Genomic DNA, 20241 nt, shown 5'->3' with positions numbered 1-20241 from the left:
GGCGGGCGGTTCGTAAATCGCCGGCCGGGAAAGAGCTGCGTCCGGGCGGCCGCCAGAAGACCGCCGGCCCGAAGGACGATAGAATCCGACAGACAGCAGACTGGAGGTCCGCGTGCTGAGGACGATTCCACCCGAGCTGGAGCGACAGCGGCGTGTCATCGAGGAAGTGGCCCGCGCCCAGGGGCTGGACTTCTTCGACACGATCTTCGAGATCCTCGATTTCGAGCAGATGAACCAGATCGCCGCGTACGGGGGCTTTCCACAGCGCTATCCGCACTGGCGCTTCGGCATGGATTACGAGCGGCTCCGCAAGCAGCACCAGTACGGGCTGGGCAAGATCTACGAGATGGTCATTAACAATGACCCCTGCTACGCCTACCTGCTGTCGGACAACGAGTTCGTCGATCAGAAGACCGTGATGGCGCACGTGTACGGCCATTGCGACTTCTTCAAAAACAACGTCTGGTTCAGCAAAACTAACCGCAAGATGATGGATGGCATGGCGAACCACGCCACCCGGATCCATCGGCACATTGACCGGGAGGGCTTCGAGACCGTCGAGCAGTTCCTCGACGTGTGCCTGTCGCTGGAGAACCTGATCGACCCCTACTCGCCGTTCATGGCCCGTGCCGAGCCGCCGCGCCGGCCACAGCGCCCCACGCTGCGCGAGCAGGTCGAGCGTGGCATCCGCTACCCGGCCAAGCCGTACATGGAGCGCTACATCAATCCGCCGGATCGGCTGCGCGCCGAGCGCGAGGCGGAAGAGAAGGCCGAGCAGGCCCAGCGGCAGGCGTTTCCGAGCGCGCCACAGCGCGACGTGCTCGCCTTCGTCCTACATCACGCCCGGCTCGCGGACTGGCAGGCCGACTGCCTCGACATCATCCGCGAGGAGGCGTACTACTTCGCGCCCCAGGGCATGACCAAGATCATGAACGAGGGCTGGGCGACCTTCTGGCACTCGCGCATGATGACGCGCTTTCACCTGCGCGACGACGAGCTCATCACCTATGCCGACCACCACTCGGGCACGCTGGCGACGGGGCCGGGGCGGCTGAACCCGTACAAGATGGGCGTCGAGCTCTTCCGCGACATCGAGGACCGCTGGAACCGCGGGCGCTTCGGCAAAGAATACGAGGAGTGCGAGTCGATCGAGCAGCGCCGCCGCTGGGACACCGGGCTGGGCCAGGGTTTGCAGAAGATCTTCGAGGCCCGGCGCGTCCACAACGACGTCACGTTCATCGACGAATTCCTGACGCCGGAGTTCGTCGACCGCTACAAGCTCTATCACTACCGGCGTGACCCGGCGACGGGGCGCATGGTGGTTGTGAATCACGACTTCAACCAGATCAAACAGACTTTGCTATTCCAGTTGACCAACCACGGCCAGCCGTACATCTACGTGGTCGACGGGAACTACGCGAATCGCGGCGAGTTGTACCTCGCGCACAAGCACATCGGGATTGACCTGGACATCAAGTACGCCACCGAGTGCCTCACGAACCTGCAGAAGCTGTGGCAGCGCCCGGTGCACCTCCAGGCCCGGATCAAGGACGACATGGTCCTGTTCACCACGTCCGGCGACAGCGTTACGCAGCAGAAAATCCGGGACGACTTGCCGAAACCCGCGCACGCGGTGGCGTGAGCGCGCCTGGGTGGTGCACACTTGCGCTGCCGGGCGGTGCGCTGAATTACCGGTTCGCCCGCAATAACGCCTGACCCGACGCCGCCGGGCGGTTATACTGCCCGTCCATGGACTTGTTCGCCGCACAACGGGAGGCTGCTGTGCAACGCGTGCAACCGCTTGCAGTCCGCATGCGTCCGCAGAACCTCGACGAGTTCGTCGGCCAGGAACACTTCGCCGGGCCGGGCCGGCTGCTCCGGCGACTGCTCGAAGCCGACCGGCTCACCAGCGCGATTCTCTACGGCCCGCCCGGCTGCGGCAAAACGACGCTTGCCCGGCTGATTGCCGGCTACACCAAGGCCGAGTTCGTCACACTCCACGCCGCTGAGGCGGGCGTGAAGGACGTCCGCGCCGTCATCGAAGCCGCCCACGACCGGCTGACCGCCCATGGCCAGCGCACCGTGTTGTTCCTCGACGAGATACACCGCTTCAACCGAGCCCAGCAGGACGTACTACTTCGCGACGTCGAAGAGGGCACGCTCGTCCTGGTCAGCGCAACCACCGAAAACCCTTTCTTCGCCGTCAACAGTCCCCTGATCTCACGCAGCCAGGTCTTCGAGTTCCGCCCGCTCACGCCGGAGCAGATTGAGGTGCTGCTCCGGCGGGCCCTGACGGATCGCGAGCGCGGCCTGGGTGCCGCGCGCGCGACGGCCGATGACGCCGCCTTGCGTTTCATCGCCCAGCGCGCCGACGGCGATGCGCGGCGTGCGCTCGCCGCGCTCGAGGTCGCCGTGCTCTCGCAGTCACACGGGGACACCCCGCCGCATGTCACGGTCGCGATCGCCGCGGAGTCCATGCAGCAGAAGTCACAGGGTTATGACGGCACCGGCGACACGCATTACGACATCGCGTCCGCCTTCATCAAAAGCATGCGCGGCAGCGACCCCGACGCGGCCCTGTACTGGCTTGCCCGGATGCTGGAGGGCGGCGAGGACCCGCGTTTCATCGCCCGGCGGATTGCGATCTGCGCCTCCGAGGACGTGGGGAACGCCGCCCCGCTGGCGATGGTGCTGGCCGCCGCGGCCGTCCAGATCACGGCGGCCGTGGGTTTGCCGGAGTGTCAATTCGCGCTGGCGCAGGCGGCCGTGTACATCGCGTGTGCCCCGAAATCGAACGCCGTCACGCTGGCGATCGGCGCGGCCCGCCAGGAGGTACGCGAGGGGCTGACGCTGCCGGTGCCGCCGCACCTGCGGGACGCGAGTTACGGGGGCGCAGCCCGGCTGGGGCGCGGCGCGGGGTACAAGTACCCGCACGATGATCCTTCAGGTTATGTTCCGCAGGACTACCTGGGAGTGGCCCGGACGTATTACAATCCCACGGAGCGTGGACAGGAGGGACGTATGGTACGGGAGTGGCGCGCGATGCGCGCGGCACATCCTGCTACGTCCAGCCCCAAGCAGAAGAGTTGACGGTGCCGAAGAAACTGCTGCGACAGGACCTGCGCCGCCGCCTGAGCGCAATCGCGCCCGAGGCCCTCCAGCAGCGCAGCGCCGCCGCCTGTCGCCTGCTCTGCGAGCAGGACGAGTACCGGCGCGCCGAGGTCCTGATGCTGTTTCTGTCAACCGCGCACGAGGTGGACACGCGCCAGCTCGCGCTGCAGGCCTGGGCCGACACGAAGACCGTCCTGGCCCCGCGTGTCTCCTGGGACCAGCGGCGCATGCTGCCGGTCGAGATCCAGTCCCTGGCCAGCGGCGTACAAGAAGGCTTTATGGGCATCCGCGAGCCCGTCGAGGGGATGCCCATCCCCGTCTCCGACATCGACCTCGTCATCGTGCCCGGTCTCGGCTTCGACGAGCACGGCAACCGCCTAGGCCGCGGGCGCGGCTTCTATGACCGCTTCCTATCGCACCCGGACTTTCGTGGCGTCTCGTGCGCCCTGGCCCTCGAGGACCAGGTCGTCGAGCGCATCCCGGTCGGCCCATCGGACGTGCGGGTCGATATGCTCGTCACCGACGCCCGCGTGCGCCGCTTCTCACACTAGAACCCGACCATGAGCAGTGCCATCGGCCGCCGCCGCTACCTGACCAATTTTGAGCACCACCGCCTGCCGCACCTGTTCACCGACGTGCTGGTGCTGGGCTCCGGCATCGCCGGGCTGGAAGCGGCACTGCAGGCGGCCGAGCACGCCGACGTCGTGGTCGTCACCAAGGACCGCGCCGATCACTCGGCCACGGCCTACGCCCAGGGCGGCATCGCGGCCGCGACGATTCCGGGCGATACGCCGGACCAGCACGCCCGCGACACGATCGACGTGGCCTGTGGCCTGGGCCACCCGGCGCTCATCCGCAGCGTGGTGAGCGAGGCGCCGGAGCTGGTGCGGGCGCTCGAGCAATACGGCGCGGTATTTGACCGCAACGGCCCGCAGCTCGAGGCCGGTCGCGAGGGTGGGCACTCGGTGGCGCGGATCATCCACGCCGCCGACACGACCGGGCGCGAGATCCTGCGTGCGCTGCTGGCGCGGGCGCAATCCCATCCGCGCATCCGCATTTTCGAACAGTGCTTTGCGATCGACCTGCTGACGCACGAAGGACAGGTCGTCGGCGTGCTCACCGCCCACCCGAAGCATGGCCACCAGATGTTCTGGGCCACCACGACGATCCTCGCGACCGGCGGCTGCGGCCGGGCCTACCGTGAGACGACCAACCCCGCCGTGGCGACCGGGGACGGGCTGGCGATGGCGTTTCGGGCCGGCGCGGTGCTGCGCGATCTCGAGATGGTGCAGTTCCACCCGACCACGCTGTACGTCGCCGGGGCCGCCCGCGAGCTGATCAGCGAGGCCGTCCGCGGCGAGGGCGCGCGCCTGGTGACCCGCGAGGGCCGGCGATTCATGCTGCACTACGACCAGCGCGCCGAGCTGGCGCCGCGCGACATTGTCAGCCGTGCCATCGCCGCCGAGATGCAGCGCGGGCACAGCCCCTGCGTGTATCTCGACGTGCGGCATTTTCCGCCGGGGCATTTCGCCGAGCGCTTTCCGAACCTGGCGCGACTGTGCGCCGATTTCGACATCCAGCCGGAACGCGACCTGATTCCCGTCCGGCCGAGCGCCCACTACGCGGTGGGCGGCGTCGTGGTGGACGAACGCGGGCAGACGAACCTGGCCGGGCTGCTGGCGTGCGGCGAGGTGGCGTCGAGCGGGCTGCACGGCGCGAATCGCCTGGCGAGCAACTCGCTGCTCGAAGGGCTGGTTTATGGGCGGCGGGCGGGGCGACTCGCCGGCGAGCTGGCGACCGCGAATCACCGCATCAACAGCCCCCTGCCGGTCAGTCATCTGCTGCCGCGCTCGACCCGCACCGAGTTGGACCTGACCGACGTCGCCAACAGCCTGACGAGCCTGATGTCGCGCAACGTGGCGGTCGAGCGCAGCGGCGATCGGCTGCGCGAGACGATCGAGATCGTGGAGTTCTGGGCGCGCTACGTGATGGACAAGGTCTTCGATACGCCGCGCGCCTGGGAAACGCAAAACTTGCTGACCGTGGCGCTGGGGATCGCGACCGGCGCGGCCACGCGCTGCGAGTCGCGCGGCGTGCACTACCGCACGGATTTCCCGCAGCCCGACCCGCACTGGCGATGCCATATCGACCTGGTGCGGACGGACGACGAGGTCCAGGTGTCGACCAGCCCGGTCGCGGAGGCGTGAGCGCGTGCCGCGACAACGACCAACCGCGCGTCAGCTCACGCTCGCACTAGCTGTGCTCGGCCTGATCTGGCGCACGGTTCACTACGCGCTGGGCATGCCGATCTGGGGGGACGAGGCGTTCGTCGCCGTCGACTTGGTCGTGCGCGACTACCGCGAGATGATCGAGCCGTCGGTGTATGGGCAGATCGTCCCGTTGCTGTTCATGTGGGCCGAACTCGCCATCAGCCGCGTGCTGGGGCTTTCCGAGCAGGCGCTGCACCTGCTGCCGTACGTGGCCGGCGTCGTGGCCCTGCTGCTGTTCTGGCGGTTTGCCGGTCGCGTGTTGCCGCGCCGCGCGGCGCTGCTCGCGATCGGCATTTTTGCGGCCTCGTTCTACGTGGTGCGACACTCGGCCGAGGTGAAGCCCTACGAAACGGACCTGCTCGTCGCGCTGGGCATGACGATGCTGGCGTGGAGCGTGTTCGAACAACCGCGCTCGGCGGCGCGGTGGGTCGCGCTGGTCGTGCTGGCCGCGGTCTCGCCGTGGTGCGCGTACCCCGTCGCGTTCATCGGCGGCAGCGTCGGCGTGCTGCTGACGTGGCTGCTGGTGCGCGAGAAAGGCCGCGCGGGCGTACTCGCCGGCTGGCTCGCGTTCGGGCTCGTCTTCTGTGCGAGCTACGGGTGGATGTACTGGGTCTACGGGCGGCCCCATGCACAATTCGCGAGCCACCTGACCGAGATCACGATGTGGCGCAAGACGTTTCCACCGCTGGCGGAGCCGTGGAAATTGCCGGCGTGGTTTGTCGGTATTCACACGGGACTCATGTTCGCGTATCCGCACGGCGGGACCGCGCCTGGCAGCGTCGCCACGTTCCTGCTGTTCCTGGTGGGCGCCGTGCGGTTGTGGCGGCGGCGGCCGGCGCTCGTCGTGCTGCTGCTGACGCCGTTGCCGCTGACGTTCGTCGCCGCCGCTTGGCACGCGTACCCGTATGGCGGCTCGGCGCGGACGTCGCTGTACATGGCACCCGCGATCGGCCTCCTGACGGGGCTGGGCGCGTGGGTCGCGCTGCACTTCGTCGTGCGCCAGCTGGTCCGGGCGATGCGCGCGCGGGGCGGCATCTGGACGCGGCCGTGGCCCTTCCACCTGCGCAACGGCGTGTACGCGGCCACCGCGGCGCTGGCCCTGTTCATGGTCGGCGCTGTGCTCGCCGACGTGATTCAGCCGTACAAATCCCTGTCCGTTTACAGGGGACGCGAGGCGGTCCGCGCCGTCGCGCGGCAAACCGCGCCCGGCGACCGCTGGGTGATCTTCAACGCCGATCGGCAGGTGCCCTACGCGCCGTACCTGGGCGACTGGCATGGCGTGGGTGGGCAGTTTGTATTCGACGCGCTGCGTTTCGCACCGCCGCAGATCGAGTTGGCACCGCCGCCGGAGTCGGTCTCCGCACCGCCGGGCGGCCGCGTGTGGCTGCTCGCGTACCGGGCCGTGCACCCGAAGGTGGACTTCTCGGACGAGCAGCTCGAGGCGTATGTGCAGGCGCTGAGCGCGCGGCTCGGTTCGCCGCAGCGCACGGAGCACAGCATCAAGAGCGAGGAATTGAAGCAGGAAGCGCTGATCGTCTACCGGTTCGATCACCGGTAGCGTCAGGCTGCATTGGACGGTACCGGCCGCGGCGGTGGGCCCCGCCCGTCCTTGATCGGCCAGAGCAGCGCCGCGGCCAGGACGGCGACCAGAGCGGTCAGGCCGTACGGCGCCGTCGGCGTCAGTGCCGCGAAGAACCAGCCGGCCAGTGGAGCGCCCGCCGCCCGTCCCAGCGACATCGTGCCCTGGCTCAGCCCCATGACCGTGCCCTGCTGCTCCGGCCCGACGCTGCCCGACAACAGCGCGGCGATGGTCGGCGTACTCAGCGCCACACCGCCGCCGACCAGTCCCATGCACAGCCACAGCGTCCACTCGGGCGGCTGCGCGAGGATCACGAGCGCGCTGCCCACGATACACGCCAGGCCGACCAGCGCCAGCCTGCGATCGCCGCAGCGCGGGTGCAGGACCCGCACGACGCCGCCCTGCACCAGAGTCCCGATCAATCCGAACACCGTGAAGGCGTACCCGGCCTGGCGCTCCGCAAAGTGGTAGACACTCTCGCCCAGCATCGCGAACGTGGTCGTCACCTGCGACAGCGCCAACGCGCTGCCGAACGTGACGAGCAGCAACGGCGTGACACGTGGCCGGCGCAACAGTTGCCAGTTGGTCGGGGCCGGAACACGCGGCGCGCGTGGGTCCAGCCGCGCCGGGTGCGTCTCCTTCAGGACGAACACGACCGTCAGCACCGACAGGCCCTGCAAGGCGGCGCTGACCCACCCGACGGCGGCATGTGACCACTGCGTGGTCACTTCACTGCCGAGGAGCGGGCCGAAGACCATGGAGAGACCGAAGGCCGCCCCGACCACGCCCATCGCGCGGCCGCGCCGCTCCGGCGGCGTCGTGTCGGCCACGACGGTCGCGGACAACGCCGCCTGCGCACCAAACACGCCTGCGATCGCGCGCGACACGGCCAGCCAGGTGAGGTCCGGCGACACGGCCCAGAGAATCGAGCCGGCCATCGTGCCGAGGCTCGCGACCGCCATCAGCGGCCGCCGCCCGAACCGCTCGGCCAGCCACCCGAACAGTGGATTGCAGATCACGCGCGGCGCGGACAGCAGTGCGAACATGACCCCAACCGCGACCGGCCCGCCGCCGAACTCGGCGCAGTAGTAGCTCATGATGGGAAACACCGCCCAGAGGACGAGGCCCTCGAGCAGCACTACCACGGCGGCAGCGAGCACCGGCGACATGTCGCGGCATGTTAACCGATCGGGGCTACCACGGTGGACGGTTTCGAGCCTGCGCAAACTCTGGCCGGCAGAACGCCGGTGCCCCAGTGCCGGATATGCCGCAGCGCCGGGCGCTACTTCGCGTGAACGGTCGCAGGGACGATGCGTCGATCGCCGGTGGGCTCGAGTATCTCCAGGCGGACTTTCTCGCCCGCCGCGACGCCCTTCAGCAGCTCATTCAGCTCATGGACCGACGACACCGGCCTGCCGTTGCAGCCGACAACCACTTCAAACGGCTGCACATCCGGTGCGGCCTCCGTCGACTGCTCGTCCAGTCGCATGATCATGACGCCGCGCGGTACCTCGTCGTAGCGGCCCATCCAGAAGTCGAGCACGCCGCCCGTGCGGGCCGTCCGCACGCCGAGCCCCAGGCGCGCCAGCGGCCGGCCCTCGTCGCGCAGCGCGGAAACCGGCGCCGTCACATCTTCCGGCTGCAGACCCAGCCGCACCGTCAGGTCCTGCTCCCGTCGATCACGCACGATGCGCAGCCGGGCGCTTTCATCCGGGCCCAAGTCGGCCACGAGCGTGCGAAACTGCTCCAGGCCGGTGACCGGCGTACCGTTCACCGACATGATCACGTCCTCGAGCTGCAGACCGCTGCGCGCCGCCGGCGAGTCCTCGATCACCTTGTCCACCAGCACGCCGTTCGTGTCGCGCAGGCCGAAGATCTCGACGTCGTCGCGCGTCAGGCCGGTCGGCAGGATGCCGAGGTAGCCGCGGCGGACCTCGCCGCCGGCCTTGAGCTGAGCGGCGATCTTGACCGCCATGTTGGATGGAATTGTGAAGGCGATGCCCGCGTTGACGCCGTCGCCGTGCGTCGCGATCGCCGTGTTCACGCCGACGACCTCGCCGCGCAGGTTCAGCAGCGGGCCGCCGGAGTTGCCCGGGTTAATCGCGGCGTCGGTCTGGATGAAGTCCTGGTAGCGGATGTCGACGCCCGCGACGCGCGTCCGGCCCTTGGCGCTGACGATGCCGTGCGTCACGGTCTGCGTCAGGCCAAACGGCGAGCCGACGGCGATGACCCAGTCACCGACGTCGAGGGCGTCGCTGTCGCCGAAGGTCAGCGGGTGCAGGTCGGGGGCGTCGATCTTGACGACGGCGAGATCGGTCTTCGGGTCGCGGCCGACGATCGTGGCGTCGAACTCGCGCTCGTCGGACAGCACCACGGTGATCTCCGCGCGGTTGGCGACGACGTGGTTGTTCGTCAGGATGTGGCCGGCCGCGTCCATCACGATTCCGCTGGCCGAGCCATCGGGGATGCGCCGCAACCAGTGCTCGAGCTGATCGGGCGGGATCATGTCCTTCAATCGCTCGCGCAGCCGCTGGCTGCCGTCCGCGTCATCGCCCTCGCGCTCGCCGCCACGCACGCGGATATGCACTACGCCGGGGCGTGCGATCTTCGCGACCAGCCGAAACGCGCGCGAGACGGTCTGCACTTCGGGCAAGTCGGCCTGCAGCTGGGCCAACTCGTCGCTGGTCGCCTGGAGTTCGCCGCGTTCGACGGCGGCGGCGCCGGGGGTGAGTCCGCGGTCGCCGACGCCGACGCACAGCACGGCGATGGCCGCCACGGCCCAGGGCGTCCGACGTACCGGCCTATGCGATCTAAACATGGGGTTTATCGCTCCTCAGCGTGGGCCGCCGCGCTGGCGCACGCCGCGCGCCGCGGTCCGCACACACCATTCTAGCCGCACGGCGCGCGGTGTGCCCGCCCGCCGCAGCGCGGGTTGTTGACCACCGCATCCGCTTATGATAAAAGGCCAGATTCACGAGGAGGGGCGCAGGATCGCGGCGCGGTCAGGCCCGTAGCGCATCCGGCGCAGCCCGGCGATCGGCAGCCCGGTCGGCCGCTGTATTCCACGGTGATTGATAGCGAGCTGTCGGGAAGACATCCATGATCGGGATTCGACGCGAAGACAAGAGCCAATGGGAAGCCCGCGTGCCGCTGGTGCCCGCCGATGTGCGCGTGTTGATACAGGAGCACGGGCTGGCCGTGCAGGTCCAATCCTCCCCCATCCGGCGGTTCGCCGAGGCCGAGTACCGGGCGGCCGGCGCGACGATCGTCGACGACCTGCGCGCCTGCCCAATCATCCTGGGGGTCAAGGAGATCCCGCCCCGCTACTTCGAGCCGGGCAAGACGTACGTCTTCTTTTCCCACACCATCAAGGGCCAGCCGGCGAACATGCCGATGCTGAAGCGCCTGCTCGAGCTGGGCTGTACGCTGATTGACTACGAGCGCATCGTGGACGAGCACGGTCGGCGGCTAGTGTTCTTCGGGCGCTTCGCGGGGCTGGCCGGCATGATCGACTCGCTCTGGGCGTTCGGGCAGCGTCTCGCGCACGAGCGCATCGCCAACCCGTTCACCCAGGTGCGCCGGGCTTATGACTACCGCGACCTCGCGCATGCGCGCGACGAGCTCGCCGCGCTGGGGGCGCAGATCCGCCGCGACGGCCTGCCCGCGCAGATCCAGCCGCTGGTGTGCGGTTTCGCAGGCTACGGCAACGTGTCGCAGGGCGCGCAGGAAATCTACGACCTGCTGCCCATGCGCGCGATCACGCCCGAGGAACTTCCGCGACTCAAGCCCAGCGCCCGCGAGTGCTTCAAGGTGGTTTTTCGCGAGGAGCACATGGCGGCGCGCGCGACGGGCGCGGCGTTCGAGCTGCAGCACTACTACCAGCATCCGGAAGAGTACCGGGCGACATTCTGTGCCCACGTGCCGCACCTCAGCCTGCTGATCAACTGCATCTACTGGGAACCGAAGTACCCGCGGCTGGTGACCAACGCCGACCTGCGCGGCCTGTTCGGCGGCCCGCAGCGCCCACGGCTGCGGGTGATCGGCGACATCTCGTGCGACATCGACGGCTCGATCGAGTGCACCGTCCGCGCGACCGAGCCCGGCGATCCGGTCTACGTGTACGAGCCGCAGACGGGCGCCACGCACCCGGGCGTCACGGGCGAAGGTCCGGTGATTCTGGCCGTGGACATCCTGCCGTGCGAGCTGCCCGTCGATGCATCGACCTATTTCGGGCAATCACTCCGCCCGCTGATTCCCGCGCTCGCGCGGGCCGATTTTTCCGGCGAGCTGGCGGCCAGCGGCCTACCGCCCGAGCTGCGGCGCGCGACGATCGTCTACAAGGGCCGGCTGACGCCGCCCTACCAATACCTGGAGTCCAAGCTACGTTGAGCGCCGCGCGGCACCGGCGTGCCGCCGCGAGCGCAGCCGGCCCCGGGCCGGCGTCACAGGAGAGCAGCCCATGAAGAAGATTCTCGTTCTCGGTGCCGGTCTGGTTTCCCGTCCGCTGGTCCGCTACCTGCTGAATCCGCCGGACTTCCACGTCACCGTCGCGTCGCGGACCGTCAGCAAGGCGGAAGCCCTGATCGCCGGCCATCCGCGCGGCGCGGCGTTGCAGTTGCTGGCCAACGAGACTGCCAAGCTCGAGAAGCTGGTCAGCGAGCATGACCTGGCCATCAGCCTGTTGCCGGCACCGCTGCACCCGGTCGTCGCCGAGATGTGCGTCTCGCACCGCAAGCACATGGTCACGACGTCGTACGTGAGCCCGAAAATGCGCGCCCTCGACGGGGCGGCGCGCGCCGCCGGCGTCATGCTGCTCAACGAGGTCGGCGTGGACCCCGGCATCGACCACATGTCGGCGATGCGGATCATCCACGATGTCGCCAAGCGGGGCGGCCAAGTCGTTTCCTTCAAGTCCTACTGCGGCGGGCTGCCCGCGCCGGAAGCCAACGACAACCCGTGGGGCTACAAGTTCTCGTGGAGCCCGCGCGGCGTGTGCACGGCCGGCAAGAACGCCGCCCGCTATCGCGAGAATGGCAAGCTGGTCGAGATCCCCGGGCCGGAGCTGTTCTCGCACCATCATCCGGTGCCGGTGGCAGGCATCGGCGAGCTGGAAGGCTACCCGAACCGCGACTCGCTGATTTACGTCGAGATCTACGGGCTCGCGGGCATCGAGACTATGTTCCGCGGGACGCTGCGTTATCCCGGCTGGTGCGCGTGCCTGAAGAAGGTCGTGGACCTGGGCCTGCTCGACGAGACGCCGGTCACCTATCCCGCCGGGATGACTTTCGCCGAGTGGATCGCGGGGTTCATCAAGAGCAAAACGACCAAGGACCTGCGGGCCCAGGTCGCGCAGCACCTGAAACTCGACGTGAAGTCCAACGTGCTCGATCGCTTCGAGTGGCTTGGCCTGTTCTCAAACGACCCGCTGCCGATCACCGGCCAGCAGACGACGGCGCTCGATGTGCTCGCCGCGCGGCTGGATGCGAAGATGCCGTACAAGAAGGGCGAGCGGGACATGATCGTGCTCATCCACCGCTTCGTGGCGCGCTTCCCGGACGGCAAGGAGCAGCGGATCTCGTCAACGCTGATCGACTATGGCCAGCCCGACGGCGACAGTTCGATGGCCCGCACTGTCAGCCTGCCGGCGGCGGTCGGCAGCAAGCTGATCCTCACGGGGCAGATTCGCACGACCGGCGTGCATGTGCCCGTGACGCCGGAGATCTACAACCCGATCCTCGATGAGCTGGCCACGATGGACATCTGCTGCGTCGAGAAGACGGAGAGATAGCGCTCCGTCAAACTGGATCGATGGCGGCCAGGGCCGCGCGGCGCGGCAGTTTCGCGCTGCCGCGTCTATCTTGCGGCTGGTGCGGTCGTCGTCCGGGGCAGCCACTTGGAGACGTCCAGCCCGTTCGCTGCGGCCGCGTAGCGCTGCGCGAAATCGGCGAGGGTCTCCGGCGTAACCAGTTCGCAGGAGATCACGCGCTCCAGCGTCGCGCGCTGCGTGCCGAGCAACAGGCGCGCCGCCAACTCAACGGCCGCGTACCCGATCTGGCCGTCCAGCGGCCCAACGAGCGCGGCCGCGTCGCCCGGCGCGGCCGGCGTTCCCAGCCGCGACCACAGCACGGGCGCCGCCGACAACGTCGCGAAGCGGAATTCGCGATTGCGGGCCCGCAGCTCACCGTCCCAGCCCGCCCGCGCCGTCAGCCAGACATCTGGATTCAGCGTAATAACCAGGCCCGCGTGCGAGAACCGCCCCAGAAGCTCCTCGACCGCCGCGCGCGGGTCGCCAGTGCCGCGGCGCGCCTCAAGCAGCGTCAGGTCGTACTGCCGCGAAGCCGCTGCCGCGAAGCGCCGGTAGCAGGCGGTGGCGAGCGGATCGCGCCCCTCCTCGTGGACCAGGACATAGCTGCGCCGGCCGGCGGCGACCACGCCGAGCTGGCTGCCGAGCAGGTGCGCCGCGCTGGACCAGTCGAGGTCCACATGGGCCGCCGGGTATCCAGCCGTGGCGCGCGCGTTCATCGTGACCAGGACCACCTGCTGGTTCGCAATCCGTGCAACGCTCGGTGCGGCGGCTTCGGGATCCGTGATCCACAGGCAAACGATCGCCGGCCGATCGGACAGGACGCGCTCCACCGCGGTCGCCAGCGTTTCGCCCCACTCCTCGCGGGGGGCGGTGCACAGCAGTCGGAGCGAAGGGTTGCCGGCGGCGAAGCGCTCCGCGCCACCGCGAATACCGGGCCATTGCGGGTGTCCCTCGGCGGGTCCGATCACCGCAACGAGCGCGCCGCGCAGGGCCCGCGCGTCGCCCGACGGCGGACCGTCCGAGCGCTCGCAGCCCATAAGTGACGCAAAGACAATGAGATACGATAGGGCCGTCAACGCGCTGCCCCCGGCGAACCTGCGTCGTACGTGCGTCCATGACATGCGACTGCGTCCTTCGGTCCCCGGGTTAGCGTGCATCTGCCCTTTGCCGATCAGGCTATAATAGGGCAGAATACCGGGAGAGGATAGGCGTATCACGCGCAGTGAGGATGAACTATGTCCCGCCGCTTTGCAGTCGCGCTCGTTCTGACCGCGTTCCTGGTCTACCCGGTCGCCGCCCAGACGACCAGCACGACCGACGCAACGAACCTCGCCGCCAACACACCGGCCGAGAACGCCTCCGGCGGCTTCGTCGCGGCCCGCTCACCCGGCACGTGGGTCAAGGCCGCCCTCAGCCGGCACAACGGCCTGCAGGGCATCCGCCTCACGGGGCCCCGTTTTGGCCAACCGAACACGGAAGAGGGCGCGATTCGCGCCGCCGGTAACACCGGCACGAGCGGCACATCGACCGCGGGCGGCCTATCCAGCCTGCTCGGTCTGGTCAGCCAACTCGGCGGCCTTGACAGCCTCGCGGACCTGACGAACACCGGCGCGAACACAAACACCGGCACTGGGGACACGGATTACACGCTGGAAGACCTGATCGCGCTCGGACAGGCCTACGAGAATAGCCAACAGAAGTCCAGCAACGCCGCGAGCAGGAGCAGCGTCAATACGCAGGCCGGCGGCGCCATCGCGCGCCTCCCGAAGCGGGCGCAGACTGCGCAGTCGACCACGACCACCACGACGACCGGCACCACGGAGTCCAGCTTCGCGGTGCGCTGGACGAACGCCATGCTGGGGACTTTCTTCTCGGCTCTCTCGGTCGGCTTCCAGTCATCGGCGTTCATCACGATGCTCGAAGATGCGTTGCGCCCGCTGGTCCTGCCGGGCACCGAGAATGCCGACGACGGCAACACCAACAACAACGGCAACTCCCAGGGTATCGAAGGCCTGGATGGCTCGGGTGGCGGTAACGACGGCAGCTCAACGCTATGACACGTCCGCTGTCGTCGTGGCGGCCTTGACCACACGGCCGGGGCTGCCGATATAGAAGCTTCGGGACGCTGACTGACCGCGCGCGGGCGCAACGCTGCGCCGGCCCGGTTTTCCGCGGCGGTGATCGGTGCTTCGGCTCCCCCAGCGCTGGCAGGTGTACAATGCTTGGTCCGCCAACGCGACATGAGAAGCTGCGTCGTTTTGCCACGGCGGCGCTCGTCGTCGGCATCCTCGCCGGACTCGCGGCCGACGGCTACGGCCTCTACCTCGTCGCGGTGCACGACACGGCGCTCGGGCTGGCGTTCGTGGGCACCGGGCTGGCCACGCTGCTGGTCTGCGTGCTGCTTTACTGCCAGATCCTGCTGATCTACAAGTTCGTCAACTACTCCTTCCGCGTCTACGACGCCCTGCTCGAAGCGTCCGACCTGCTGCGCCGGCAGGAAGAGCACAGCCGCACGATCGCCGAGAACAGCAACCTGTCGGACTGGGCGAAGCGCGTCGTCTACCGGGAGAAGGACTACGAGTTTCTGCGCGACACCATCCAGGGCGCCATCATTCGCCAAGACTGGGAATCGGCCCAACACCTGATCCGCGACATGGACGAGGAGCTCGGCTATCACGACGAGGCAGCCCACCTGCGCGCGAAGCTCGAGCAGGCCCGCCGCGCCACGACGGAGGAGCGCATCGCCGCCGCGCTGGCGCGCTTCGATTCGCTGTGCGATCAGCACAAGTGGGACCAGGCCCGCGCCGAATGCGCCCGCCTGGCCACGCTCTTCCCGGAGGCCCCCACCATCGTCGCGCTGCCCCGCGAGATCGAACGCCGCCGCCAGGAGGTCAAGGCCGAACTGCTCGAGGAGTACGACGTGGCGGTGCGCAACCAGGACATCGACCGGGCCCACCGCCTGCTCTTCGCGCTCGACCAGTATCTCGTCCCCAAGGAGGCGGAGGCCCTCAAGGAGTCCGCCCGCGGCGTGTTCCGGGCCCGCCTGGAACAGCTCAAGACCCGCTTCACGATTGCCGTCTCATACAAGCAGTTCCCCAGCGCCATCGAGGCCGGCGAACGCCTGATCCGCGAGTTCCCCAACAGCGGCTACGCGCAGGAGATTTCGAAGCTGCTCCCCATTCTGCACCAGCGCGCCAGCCGACAAAGCCCGCATGCCGTCGCCAGTTCACAAGCCAGTGATTCCTGAGCCGGCGAGGGCTGCGGCCACGCCCGCACGTACCTGAGGTTCCGCGCATGCACACGCCGGCGTTGCTCGCTCGCCTGGTCGCCCGCGAGGATCTGTCGCGCGCGGACGCGCGGGCGCTCTTTGACGCCCTGATGGACAACACGCTGGAGCCCGCGGTGGTCGCCGCGGTGCTCACCGCGCTGGCCGCCAAGGGCGAGACCGTGGACGAGCTCGTCGGCGCCGCCGAGGCGATGCGCGCCCGCGTCACGCCGGTGCGGCCGCCGCTCGGCCTCGCCGCGATCGATACCTGCGGCACGGGCGGTGACGGCCGCCCGGTTTTCAACGTGTCCACCGCGGTGGCAATTGTCGCCGCCGCCGCCGGCGCGACCGTCGCCAAGCACGGCAACCGCAGCAACGTCCGGCCGAGTGGCTCGGCGGAGGCCCTGGGCGCGCTGGGGATCGATACGGACGCGGACGTGCCGGTCATCGAGCGCTGCCTCGCCGAATGTCGTGTGGCGTTTCTCTACGCGGTCCGGCTGCACCCCGCGATGCGCTACGCGGCCCCTGTGCGGCGCGCGCTCGGCATTCGCACGATCTTCAACCTCGTCGGCCCACTGACCAATCCAGCCGGTGTGCGCCGCCAGTTGCTGGGCGTCAATCGGCCGCACCTGGTCGATACGCTCAGTGCCGCGCTGCGTGAACTCGGCGCGGAGCGTGCCATGGTCGTCCATGGCCGGGAGGGCCTCTGCGACCTGAGCATCGCCGGTCCGTCGCGCGTCGCCCGCTTGGACGAGCACGGCATCCAGTGCGAGGATGTCGACCCGCGCGTGGTCGGCATCGAGCCCACGCCGCTCGAACGCGTCCACGTGACCTCGCCCGCAACGAGTGCGGCAATGATCGAGCGTGTCCTCGCCGGTCAGACCGGCCCAGCGCGCGACATGGTCGTGTTCAATTCGGCGGCCGCCCTGTGGGTCGCCGGCCTGTGCGACGACTGGCCGTCTGGGGCGGACCGGGCGCGCGCCGCGCTCGACAGCGGGGCGGCGCGCCGCACGCTCGAGGCGTGGCGACGACTCGCACCGGCACCGCCGGCGCACTCCACCTGAAACCGCTTGCCGCAAAGCGCGCCGGGTGCCCTCGAGCTTGGTTGACAGTCAGCGCGCGTGCCGATATACTTAGAGGGCTCTGGCGGCCATGCGGCGATGTCGTTGCTCCATAAGGGGTTACGACACGCTAGCCGCCTTGTTCGTTCTGGTTCGGGAACGCTGCCGTGGCCAAGAAACCTCCCCGAAAGTCGGCTGCTGCAACGCGCGGCAAGAAGAAGAAACCGGCCGCGGCCAAACCGCCGCGCCGCACGCCCGCGCCCGCCGCCAAAGCCAAGGCCAAGCCTGTCCCCGCCAAGGCTGCCAAGCCGCGGCCCGCCGTCGCGGCCAAACGCCCCGCGGTGCCGGCGGCCAAGCCGCATCGCGAACCGAAACGCGCCCCGCGGCCCCTGCACGTCGTCACTCCGGCGGAGGACGCGGCCGTCGCCGACATCAGCACCGACCAGTTGCTGACGCCCGAGGAGGTCGAGCAGTTCCGCCAGTTGCTCCTCGAGAAGCGGGCGGAGATCCTCGGCGACGTCTCCACGCTGCACAACGAAGCGCTGAACAAGGACCGTCGCGACGCCGCCGGCGACCTGTCGAGCATGCCGATCCACATGGCCGACCTGGGCAGCGACAATTACGAGCTGGAGTTCACGCTCGGGCTGATCGAGGGTGAGCGGGCCATCCTGAAGGAAATCGACGAGGCGCTCGAGCGTATCCGCAACAACACATACGGCATCTGCCTCGCCACCGGCAAGCCAATCGGCAAGGCCCGCCTGAAGGCCAAGCCCTGGGCCAAGTACAGCTACGAATACACTCTGGCCCAGGAGCAGGGCCAAGCACGCAGGTTCTAGCGCCTTGTCCACCGACGCCGTCCCCCCACCTGTGCTGACCGCCGCCCCACCACCGGTTGCCGCTGTCGCACACGCCGGCGGTGACGAAGTCCCCGCGCTGCGCAGCGTCGCCGCGCACCTGCGTCTGTGGTGCGTGGTGGGGCTCGGGCTGGTGCTCGACCTGTGGTCGAAAGAGTGGGCGTTCCACACGCTGCGGCAAGGCGGTCACCGGGTGCTGATCCCGAATGTGCTCGAGTTCCATACGACGCTGAACCCCGGCGCGCTGTTCGGCATCGGCAGGGGGAAGACCGAGCTGTTTCTGGTCGCGTCGGTGCTGGCGCTCGTGCTGGTGATCTGGATGTTCGCGCAGTGTCCGCGCCGGCGGTGGCTGACGCAGATCGCGCTGGGTGCGATTCTGGCCGGCGCCCTGGGGAACATGTACGACCGCGCGTTCGTCGTGCTCGTCGAATTCGGGCTGCCGACCGCGCAGGGCACCGTCGCGCGCTACTACACGACCACGGAGAGCCCCGACGGCTCGTGGATCCTGCTGCACGAATATCCCGCGGCGGCGGAGCAGACGCCACGGCGCATTCCGAAGGCGTATTCCGACCGCCTGTTGCCGCCGATCGGCTATGTGCGCGATTTCATCAAAATTCCGACACGCTGGCTGGGTGGGCGCGAGTTGTGGCCGTGGGTTTTCAACGTCGCGGACGCGCTGCTGGTGGTGGGCGTGGGGATTCTCGCGGTGCGGCTGCTGCTGGACCGCAAGGCGCACGCGGCGGTAGGCGAACCCAAGCTTGACGCCGGCGCCGCGAGCCCCTAAGGTACCGTGTGCCGAATTGAGATTTCGCCGGGGCGTGGCGCAGTCTGGCTAGCGCGTCTGCATGGGGTGCAGAAGGTCGCAGGTTCGAGTCCTGTCGCCCCGAGTCGCGGCTCAGTCGCTATGGCGGAGAGCGTAGAGAGGAGAAAGGAGAGCCGCGGGGGACGGTTCGCGGACCAGCTACTGGCAATGCCGCGAGGTGGGCTCTCCCGCCGCCTACTTGCTCCTTTCTACTTTCGGGTCCTGTTCGTTGCTTCCGGGGCTCCGTTCGGCGACTACGTTCTCGAGGTACACATCGATAGGCGGCGAGTCGAACGCGAAGCGCTGGGCCTCTGACTGCGTTGCAGCTGCGATCCCACTGGCGACGTCAGCGGACGGTGGCCGGAACGTGGTGCGGCGTCTTCTGTCGGTTGAGCGATATGTGCGGATCCGAGAAACGCTTCCTGCGAATCGGCGCGTGGATCGCGTTCGCGACGTGCACCGTCGTGCTCACGGCCTTTGTCTCGAGCTTCGTTTCGCCAGGGGAGCTGGTGGTCGGCAAGCGCTGGACGCTGTTTCTCGCCGGCGGCAAGTATTCCCTTGAACCAAGTTTGGAGCGATTCGAGGTTGCTTACGCGAGCGGAAACGTCGCGGGCCGCTGGCTGCTGTTGCCAAGTGTGGCGGACAAGCCGTTATGGCCGCTGCTCGCCGGCACCGCGGTGGTGGGGTTTGTCCTGCTATACTGCGGACGTCGCCGTATCGTGCGCGGCCATTGCGACTGCGGTTACGATCTGACCGGCAACGTCAGCGGCGTGTGCCCCGAGTGCGGCGCGACTGCGCAGAAACGCGACTAACGCGCAGGCGCGGAGTCGGCATAGCGAGGTGATGTATCGGGGCTTTCGCGGCGCTTGGTGGTGGCGCGCAAACTGGACGGGAAGGCCGTTCGCATGTTGACGACAGTGCTCTTCATCGTGCTGCAAAGCACGCCCGCATCGCAGCCCGCGCTTTGGCAGGCGGAACTGGATGCGCTGGCGGAGGAGGTCGCTGAATCTCTGGGCCGGCCGGCGTGGTCCCGACTGGCTTATGATCAAGCCACGACGCGCTATGTTGAGGATCTGAAACTGGCCGACGTTTGGCCGCACCCGAGTTTTCGCGGTCCCTTGCTGAAGTTGCTCGAGGCGGAAGAGCCGGGCATTGTGACGCATGCCGCGGAGGGGCTTCTCAAGTTCAAAGAACCAGAGCTGCGTCGCCCAGTGGAGGCGCTGCGTGACGATCCGCGGCGCCATTGGTACACGGACGACATCGTTGCCACGCTCGGCTACTCCATCAAGGGAGTGCTCGAACAAGCTGACCGCGATCCCGACGCGATGACGATTCCTGTAGCCGCTGCGGCGCTGGGGGATGCCGACCCAATTCTGTTCGGCACGGCAATTGCTTACGGGGTGTAGCGCGTCATGTGTCGCGACGGACGGGGCTCGGTTTTTAGGGGTGGAGTACGTTCGAAGGTGGGCGACGATCTCAGCGCAGCGTGAACC

At 68.4% G+C, this 20241-nt stretch carries 17 protein-coding genes and 1 tRNA gene; 15 read left to right on the top strand and 3 right to left on the bottom strand.

The window, feature by feature from the left end:
* The first annotated feature begins 115 nt into the window (after positions 1–115).
* The 5 genes from KA383_17450 (at position 116) to KA383_17430 (ending at position 6939) form a co-directional block, all read left to right on the top strand.
* Entirely contained in the window at positions 116–1642 is a 1527-nt protein-coding gene (locus KA383_17450) for a SpoVR family protein (protein MBP7747904.1), read from the top strand.
* A 107-nt stretch (positions 1643–1749) separates the two neighbouring features.
* Entirely contained in the window at positions 1750–3090 is a 1341-nt protein-coding gene (locus tag KA383_17445) for a replication-associated recombination protein A (GenBank protein ID MBP7747903.1), read from the top strand.
* Positions 3091–3092: 2 nt separating this feature from the next.
* Positions 3093–3662 (top strand): 5-formyltetrahydrofolate cyclo-ligase, encoded by a 570-nt coding sequence (locus tag KA383_17440; protein MBP7747902.1) that lies wholly within the window; start codon positions 3093–3095, stop codon positions 3660–3662.
* Between the two features lie 9 nt (positions 3663–3671).
* On the top strand, positions 3672–5318 hold the full coding sequence (nadB, locus tag KA383_17435) for an L-aspartate oxidase (GenBank protein MBP7747901.1): 1647 nt from the start codon (positions 3672–3674) through the stop codon (positions 5316–5318).
* 4 nt (positions 5319–5322) lie between these two features.
* Positions 5323–6939 carry a glycosyltransferase family 39 protein gene (locus KA383_17430; GenBank protein ID MBP7747900.1) on the top strand — a complete coding sequence of 539 codons (1617 nt, stop codon included), beginning with the start codon at positions 5323–5325 and terminating at the stop codon, positions 6937–6939.
* Between the two features lie 2 nt (positions 6940–6941).
* Here KA383_17430 and KA383_17425 read toward each other — a convergent pair whose 3' ends face one another.
* Together KA383_17425 and KA383_17420 are read right to left on the bottom strand one after the other, a co-directional pair.
* On the bottom strand, positions 6942–8129 hold the full coding sequence (locus KA383_17425; GenBank protein ID MBP7747899.1) for an MFS transporter: 1188 nt from the start codon (positions 8127–8129) through the stop codon (positions 6942–6944).
* A gap of 113 nt (positions 8130–8242) precedes the next feature.
* A complete protein-coding gene (locus KA383_17420; protein ID MBP7747898.1) occupies positions 8243–9778 on the bottom strand; it encodes a trypsin-like peptidase domain-containing protein in 1536 nt (511 codons plus the stop codon).
* Between the two features lie 281 nt (positions 9779–10059).
* On the opposite strand from KA383_17420, the gene KA383_17415 reads away from it, so the two are divergent.
* Both KA383_17415 and KA383_17410 read left to right on the top strand, forming a co-directional pair.
* Positions 10060–11349 (top strand): hypothetical protein, encoded by a 1290-nt coding sequence (locus tag KA383_17415; GenBank protein MBP7747897.1) that lies wholly within the window; start codon positions 10060–10062, stop codon positions 11347–11349.
* Between the two features lie 70 nt (positions 11350–11419).
* A complete protein-coding gene (locus tag KA383_17410) occupies positions 11420–12748 on the top strand; it encodes a saccharopine dehydrogenase NADP-binding domain-containing protein (protein ID MBP7747896.1) in 1329 nt (442 codons plus the stop codon).
* Between the two features lie 65 nt (positions 12749–12813).
* On the opposite strand, the gene KA383_17405 is transcribed toward KA383_17410, so the two are convergent.
* Positions 12814–13887: a sugar ABC transporter substrate-binding protein gene (locus KA383_17405; protein ID MBP7747895.1), complete on the bottom strand. Its 1074-nt coding sequence runs from the start codon at positions 13885–13887 to the stop codon at positions 12814–12816.
* 114 nt (positions 13888–14001) lie between these two features.
* Here KA383_17405 and KA383_17400 point away from each other — a divergent pair, with 114 nt between their 5' ends.
* The 8 genes from KA383_17400 to KA383_17365 all read left to right on the top strand — a co-directional run bounded on the left by KA383_17400 (position 14002) and on the right by KA383_17365 (position 20154).
* Positions 14002–14823 carry a hypothetical protein gene (locus KA383_17400; protein ID MBP7747894.1) on the top strand — a complete coding sequence of 274 codons (822 nt, stop codon included), beginning with the start codon at positions 14002–14004 and terminating at the stop codon, positions 14821–14823.
* 161 nt (positions 14824–14984) lie between these two features.
* Positions 14985–16013 (top strand): hypothetical protein, encoded by a 1029-nt coding sequence (locus KA383_17395; protein ID MBP7747893.1) that lies wholly within the window; start codon positions 14985–14987, stop codon positions 16011–16013.
* Between the two features lie 47 nt (positions 16014–16060).
* The gene (trpD, locus tag KA383_17390) at positions 16061–17095 is read left to right on the top strand and encodes an anthranilate phosphoribosyltransferase (GenBank protein ID MBP7747892.1); all 1035 of its coding nucleotides are present in this window, start codon (positions 16061–16063) and stop codon (positions 17093–17095) included.
* A 428-nt stretch (positions 17096–17523) separates the two neighbouring features.
* The gene (locus KA383_17385) at positions 17524–17928 is read left to right on the top strand and encodes a TraR/DksA C4-type zinc finger protein (protein MBP7747891.1); all 405 of its coding nucleotides are present in this window, start codon (positions 17524–17526) and stop codon (positions 17926–17928) included.
* 4 nt (positions 17929–17932) lie between these two features.
* Entirely contained in the window at positions 17933–18730 is a 798-nt protein-coding gene (locus KA383_17380; GenBank protein ID MBP7747890.1) for a signal peptidase II, read from the top strand.
* A gap of 28 nt (positions 18731–18758) precedes the next feature.
* A tRNA-Pro gene (locus KA383_17375) sits at positions 18759–18833 on the top strand.
* A 313-nt stretch (positions 18834–19146) separates the two neighbouring features.
* On the top strand, positions 19147–19560 hold the full coding sequence (locus tag KA383_17370) for a hypothetical protein (GenBank protein MBP7747889.1): 414 nt from the start codon (positions 19147–19149) through the stop codon (positions 19558–19560).
* 93 nt (positions 19561–19653) lie between these two features.
* Entirely contained in the window at positions 19654–20154 is a 501-nt protein-coding gene (locus tag KA383_17365; GenBank protein ID MBP7747888.1) for a hypothetical protein, read from the top strand.
* Positions 20155–20241: the final 87 nt, after the last annotated feature.

Source organism: Phycisphaerae bacterium, from assembly GCA_017999985.1.
In the GTDB taxonomy this organism is placed as follows: domain Bacteria; phylum Planctomycetota; class Phycisphaerae; order UBA1845; family Fen-1342; genus JAGNKU01.
This window is presented reverse-complemented; position numbering and strand designations above follow the sequence as displayed.